This window comes from Variovorax sp. 01T439_2, assembly GCF_056398445.1.
Map to the genome: position 1 here is coordinate 1 of NZ_JBFTPJ010000360.1, position 5357 is coordinate 5357.

At 67.0% G+C, this 5357-nt stretch carries 6 protein-coding genes; all 6 read right to left on the bottom strand.

The features are described from left to right. Positions 1 to 212: response regulator (locus tag AC1DOC_RS17540; RefSeq protein WP_478130168.1), on the bottom strand; the 212-nt coding region annotated here is incomplete at its 3' end. Next, positions 209 to 1603, bottom strand: a complete 1395-nt coding sequence (locus tag AC1DOC_RS17545) for an ATP-binding protein (protein ID WP_436301649.1) — start codon at positions 1601 to 1603, stop codon at positions 209 to 211. The genes AC1DOC_RS17545 and AC1DOC_RS17540, both read right to left, overlap by 4 nt. Further along, the gene (locus AC1DOC_RS17550) at positions 1587 to 2444 is read right to left on the bottom strand and encodes an SURF1 family protein (protein ID WP_412511666.1); all 858 of its coding nucleotides are present in this window, start codon (positions 2442 to 2444) and stop codon (positions 1587 to 1589) included. Before AC1DOC_RS17550 ends, AC1DOC_RS17545 begins: the two co-directional genes overlap by 17 nt. After that, positions 2441 to 2830, bottom strand: a complete 390-nt coding sequence (cyoD, locus tag AC1DOC_RS17555; protein ID WP_436036643.1) for a cytochrome o ubiquinol oxidase subunit IV — start codon at positions 2828 to 2830, stop codon at positions 2441 to 2443. Before cyoD ends, AC1DOC_RS17550 begins: the two co-directional genes overlap by 4 nt. Next, positions 2827 to 3492: a cytochrome o ubiquinol oxidase subunit III gene (gene cyoC / locus AC1DOC_RS17560; RefSeq protein WP_478079334.1), complete on the bottom strand. Its 666-nt coding sequence runs from the start codon at positions 3490 to 3492 to the stop codon at positions 2827 to 2829. The genes cyoD and cyoC overlap by 4 nt, the downstream gene beginning before the upstream one ends. Further along, a partial coding sequence (gene cyoB, locus AC1DOC_RS17565) for a cytochrome o ubiquinol oxidase subunit I (RefSeq protein ID WP_478130169.1) occupies positions 3485 to 5357 on the bottom strand: 1873 nt, incomplete at its 5' end. The genes cyoB and cyoC, both read right to left, overlap by 8 nt.

Here is a 5357-nt window from a genome sequence, read left to right on the forward strand (position 1 = left end):
CAGGCCAGGCCCGAGGCCTCGCCATTGAGCTTCAGGTCGACCACCGCATAGCCGGGCGAATGGGCCTGCAGCAGCGCCTCGACCTCCTCGGCATTGCTGGCCTGCGTGACCGCGTAGCCGCGGCGCTCGAAGGACTTGCCGAGCGTGCGCGCGAAGGCCGCGTCGTCTTCCACGATCAGCAACTGGCGTTCGGTTTCGGCGGTTTCCGTCATGGCTTTGCGTTTCGATCGGTGAGGGTGTCGGCCGCTTCGTGTTCTTCGTCGTCGTCCTCTTCTTCTTCCAGCACGATGGCCGCGAGCGGCAGCGTGATGGCCACGATGGCGCCGCCCTCGGGCCGGTTGTGCACCGCGACGCGGCCGCCCAGGGTGCGCGCCACGTTGACCACCAGGAACAGCCCGAGCCCGCCGCCCGGGCGGCCCTTGCTCGACTGGTAGGGCTTGCCGAACTCCTTCAGGATGGCCGGCAGGAAGCCCGGGCCCGCATCGGTGACCGTGAGCGTCAACGCATCGGCGTCATGCGCCACTTCGAAGCGCAGCCAGTGCGGCGAGGCCTCCAGGGCATTGTCGAGCACGTTGCAGATCATCTGCTTGAGCGCCGAATCGGAGACCATGGGCAGGTCCTGGCCAAAGCGGTTCTCGTAGTCGAACTCCTCGACGGGGCGCGTGCTGCGCCATTCCTCCACCAGCTCGTCGAGGAAGGTGCGGACGGTGGTTTCTTCCGACGATTCGCCGCGCGCCTCGCCGGCCGACAGCAGGATGCCGCTCACGATGCTCTTGCAGCGCTGGATCTGCAGTTCCATCTCGGCCACCTCGGTCAGCAGCTCGGGGTCGGAGCTGAAATGCGGCAGGCGGCGCCAGTCGCCCAGGATCACGGCCAGCGTGGCCAGCGGCGTGCCCAGCTCGTGCGCGGCGCCCGAGGCCAGGAGGCCCATGCGCACGATGTGCTCTTCTTCCGACGCGCGCTGGCGCAGGTCGGCCAGCCGCGCATCGCGCGCGCGCAGGTTGCGGCTGATGCGCGTGATGAACACCACCAGCAGCGCCGCGTTGAGCGCAAAGCACACCAGCATGCCCTGCACGTAGGGGCTCCAGAGCCCGCGGTCGTGGTCCAGCGGCAGCGCAAGCGGGCGAGAGAAAAGCGCAAGCCCCGCAAAGCACAGGCAGGTGACGGCCACGATGGTCCAGGTCGACCAGGCCTTCAGCAGCACCGCGCCCAGGATGACCTGCAGCAGGTACAGGAAGACGAAGGGATTGGTGGCGCCGCCGCTCAGGTAGAGCTGGGCGGTGAGCGTGGCCACGTCGACCAGCAGCGCAAGAAAGAGCTCGCCGTTGGTCACGCGGCGCGGGCTGCGCGAGCGCAGCAGGCTCACGCCGTTGAAGAGCGCGAGGCAGGTCAGCACCTGCAGCATGTGCTCCAGCGGCAACCGGATGCCGAAGCCGTAGTGCACGACCAGGATGGTGGCGACCTGGCCGACCACCGCGAACCAGCGCAGCTCGATCAGCTGCTGCATGTTCTTGTGGCCGGTGGCGTTGTCCAGGCTTGCCACGCCCGCACGCGGCGGATGCAGTTCCCCCGCGACCGCGACGGCTTCAGTCGCGGCGGGCATCGGGGCGGGCGGTGGCGTTGGCATGGGCGGTATTTTCGCCTGTGCCGCCATCGGCTTCGCCGGCGCGCCGGCGCCCCTCGCGCCAGCCGAACCAGGCCGCGCCAAGGACCATCAGCGCCAGGCCGTACCAGGTGATCGCGTAGATGAGGTGGCTGTTGGGAAAGGCGATGACCGTGAGGCCCGCGGCCGGCCAGGCAGGCGCTGCGCCGGGCGAGGAGGGCGCGGCCTCGGCATCGACGAAGTACGGTGCCACGTTGGAGAGGCCGCGCGCCGCGGCAATGGCCTGCACGTCGCGCGAGAACCAGCGATCGGCGGCCGGCTCGTTCTTGCGCAGGAAGCCGCCCTTGGGTTCGCTCATGCGCAAGAGGCCGGTCACGGTGCTTTCGCCCTGGGGTTCGGTGGCCGCGCGGGTGGCGCGCTCGCGCGCCTCGGGCGGCACGAAGCCGCGGTTGACCAGCACGATGCGGCCGCCTGTGGCCTGCAGCGGCGTCAGCACCCAGAAGCCGGCGCCGAGCCGGGTGCTGGCCTGCACCAGCGTTTCCTTGTCGTGGAGGAAGCGGCCGGCGATGCGCACGCGGCGGTATTCGTCGTCGGCCGCGTTGACCTGCGGCCAGCGCTCGCGCCCGGGCGCTTCGGAGGCCGGGGCATGCACGCGCTGCTCGACGCGGGCAATGAGATCGAGCTTCCAGGCCCGGCGCTCGACCTGCCAGGTGCCGAGCGCGAAGAAGCCCGCAAAGGCCAGGGCCGCGCAGACCGCCAGAGCCACCCGGGCCGCCGCGCCGCGCGGGCGGCCGGCTGGTGTGCCGTTGCGGGTGCTGGAGTCTGGCGGCGGGGGCGTCAAGGCATGTTCTTCATGTCGTGCACCGACATGGGCATCATGTTGGCGTTCATGTGGTACATGACCCAGAGCGATCCGGCCAGCGTGATGACGACGAGCACGATCGTGAAGATCAGCGCCAGCATGTTCCAGCCGCTTTCGGACTTGGCGTCCATGTGCAGGAAGTAGATCATGTGGACCACGATCTGCACCGCGGCAAAGCCGAGGATCACGAGCGAGGTGGTGCTCGGCTTGCCGAGCACGTTGCCCATGACGAGCCAGAACGGAATCGCGGTCAGGATCACGGCCAGCACGAAGCCGGTCATGTAGCCCTTGAAGGTGCTGTGGCTGACGGGGCCATCGTCGTGATGGTCGTCGTGCGCTGCGGTTTCGGTGTGGGCGGTGCTCATGCCATCGATCCCATCAGGTAGACAAAGGTGAAGACGCCGATCCACACCACGTCCAGGAAGTGCCAGAACATCGACAGGCACATCAGGCGGCGGCGGTTGGCGGCGGTGAAGCCGTGCTTGGGCAGCTGGATCATCAGCACGATGAGCCACACGATGCCGAAGGTCACGTGCAGCCCGTGGGTGCCCACCAGTGCGAAGAACGACGACAGGAACGCGCTGCGCTGCGGGCCCGCGCCCTCGTGGATCAGGTGCGCGAATTCATAGAGTTCCAGGCCGATGAAGCCTGCGCCCAAAAGGCCCGTGATGGCCAGCCAGGCCAGCGTGCCGCCCATGCGCTTTCTCTGCATCTCGAGCACTGCGAAGCCATAGGTGATCGACGACAGCAGCAGCAGCGACGTGTTGACCGCCACCAGCGGCAGGTCGAACAGGTCGGCGCCCGAAGGGCCGGCCGCGTAGCTTCGGCCCAGCACGCCGTACACCGCGAACAGGCAGGCGAAGACCAGGCAGTCGCTCATCAGGTAGAGCCAGAAGCCGAGCAGCGTGCCGTTTTCCGGGTGGTGGTCGTTGCCGACGTGGAACAGCTCGAACACGGGCGGCTTGCCCGTGGCGTCGCTGTGGGCGTGGCCGGTCGCGGGGGAGTGGAGGGCGGTGGTATCAGACATGGGCTGCTGCCAGGAGGCGGGTGCGTTCGTCCTCGGTGCGAACGACCTCTTCCGCGGGGATGTGGTAGTCGCGCTTGTAGTTGAAGGTGTGGATGATCACGGCCGCCAGCATGGCGAAGAACGCCACGCCCGCCACCAGCCACATCTGCCAGATCAGCGCGAAGCCGCAGGTGCCGGCCAGGGCCGCGATGACGAAGCCGGCAGCCGTGTTCTTGGGCATGTGGATGGGCGTGAAGCCGTCGACCGGGCGGCTGTAGCCGCGGCGCTTCATGTCGGTCCAGGCGTCGTTGTCGTGGATGCGCGGCGTGAACGCGAAGTTGTAGGCCGGCGGCGGCGACGAGGTCGACCATTCGAGCGTGCGGCCGTTCCACGGGTCGCCCGTGGTGTCGCGCAGCGAATCGCGGCGGATGTAGCTCACCACCAGCTGGATGATGAAAGAGGCGATGCCCAGCGCGATCAGCACGGCGCCGAAGGCCGCCACCTGGAACCAGATCTGCAGCGACATGTCCTGGAAGTGGCTCATGCGGCGCGTGACGCCCATCAGGCCCAGGATGTACAGCGGCATGAACGCGAACCAGAAGCCCACCAGCCAGAACCAGAACGAGCACTTGCCCCAGAACGGATCGAGCTTGTAGCCGAAGGCCTTGGGGAACCAGTAGGTGATGCCCGCCAGCATGCCGAACAGCACGCCGCCGATGATCACGTTGTGGAAGTGGGCGATCAGGAAGAGGCTGTTGTGCAGCACGAAGTCGGCCGGGGGCACCGCGAGCAGCACGCCCGTCATGCCGCCGATCACGAAGGTGATCATGAAGCCGATGGTCCACATCATGGGCAGCTCGAAGCGGATGCGGCCGCGGTACATGGTGAAGAGCCAGTTGAAGATCTTCGCGCCCGTGGGGATCGAGATGATCATCGTCGTGATGCCGAAGAACGAATTCACGCTGGCGCCCGAGCCCATGGTGAAGAAGTGGTGCAGCCACACGAGGTACGACAGGATCGTGATCACCACCGTGGCGTAGACCATCGAGGCGTAGCCGAAGAGGCGCTTGCCCGAGAAGGTGGAGACCACTTCCGAGAAGATGCCGAAGGCCGGCAGGATCAGGATGTAGACCTCGGGGTGGCCCCAGATCCAGATCAGGTTCACGTACATCATGGCGTTGCCGCCGAGGTCGTTCGTGAAGAAGTTGGTGCCGACATAGCGGTCCAGCGACAGCAGCGCGAGCACGGCCGTGAGCACCGGGAAGGCGGCCACGATCAGCACGTTGGTGCACAGGGCGGTCCAGGTGAAGACCGGCATCTTCATCATCGTCATGCCGGGCGCGCGCATCTTCACGATGGTGGCCAGCAGGTTGACGCCCGAGAGCAGCGTGCCGACCCCCGCGATCTGCAATGACCAGATGTAGTAGTCCACCCCCACGTCGGGGCTGAAGAGAAGGCCCGACAGCGGCGGGTAGGCGAGCCAGCCGGTCTTGGCGAATTCACCCACGAAGAGCGACGCCATCACGAGGCCGGCGCCGAAGGTGGTCATCCAGAAGCTGAAGTTGTTCAGGAACGGGAAGGCCACGTCGCGSGCGCCGATCTGCAGCGGCACSACGARGTTCATGAGGCCCGTGACCAGCGGCATCGCCACGAAGAAGATCATGATCACGCCGTGGGCGGTGAAGATCTGGTCGTAGTGGTGCGGCGGCAGGAAGCCGGCGTTGTCGCCGAAGGCGACGGCCTGCTGGGCGCGCATCATCAGGGCGTCGGCGAAGCCGCGCAGCAGCATGATGATGGCCAGGATGATGTACATCACCCCGATCTTCTTGTGGTCGACGCTGGTCAGCCACTCACGCCACAGGTAGCCCCAGACCTTGAAGTAGGTC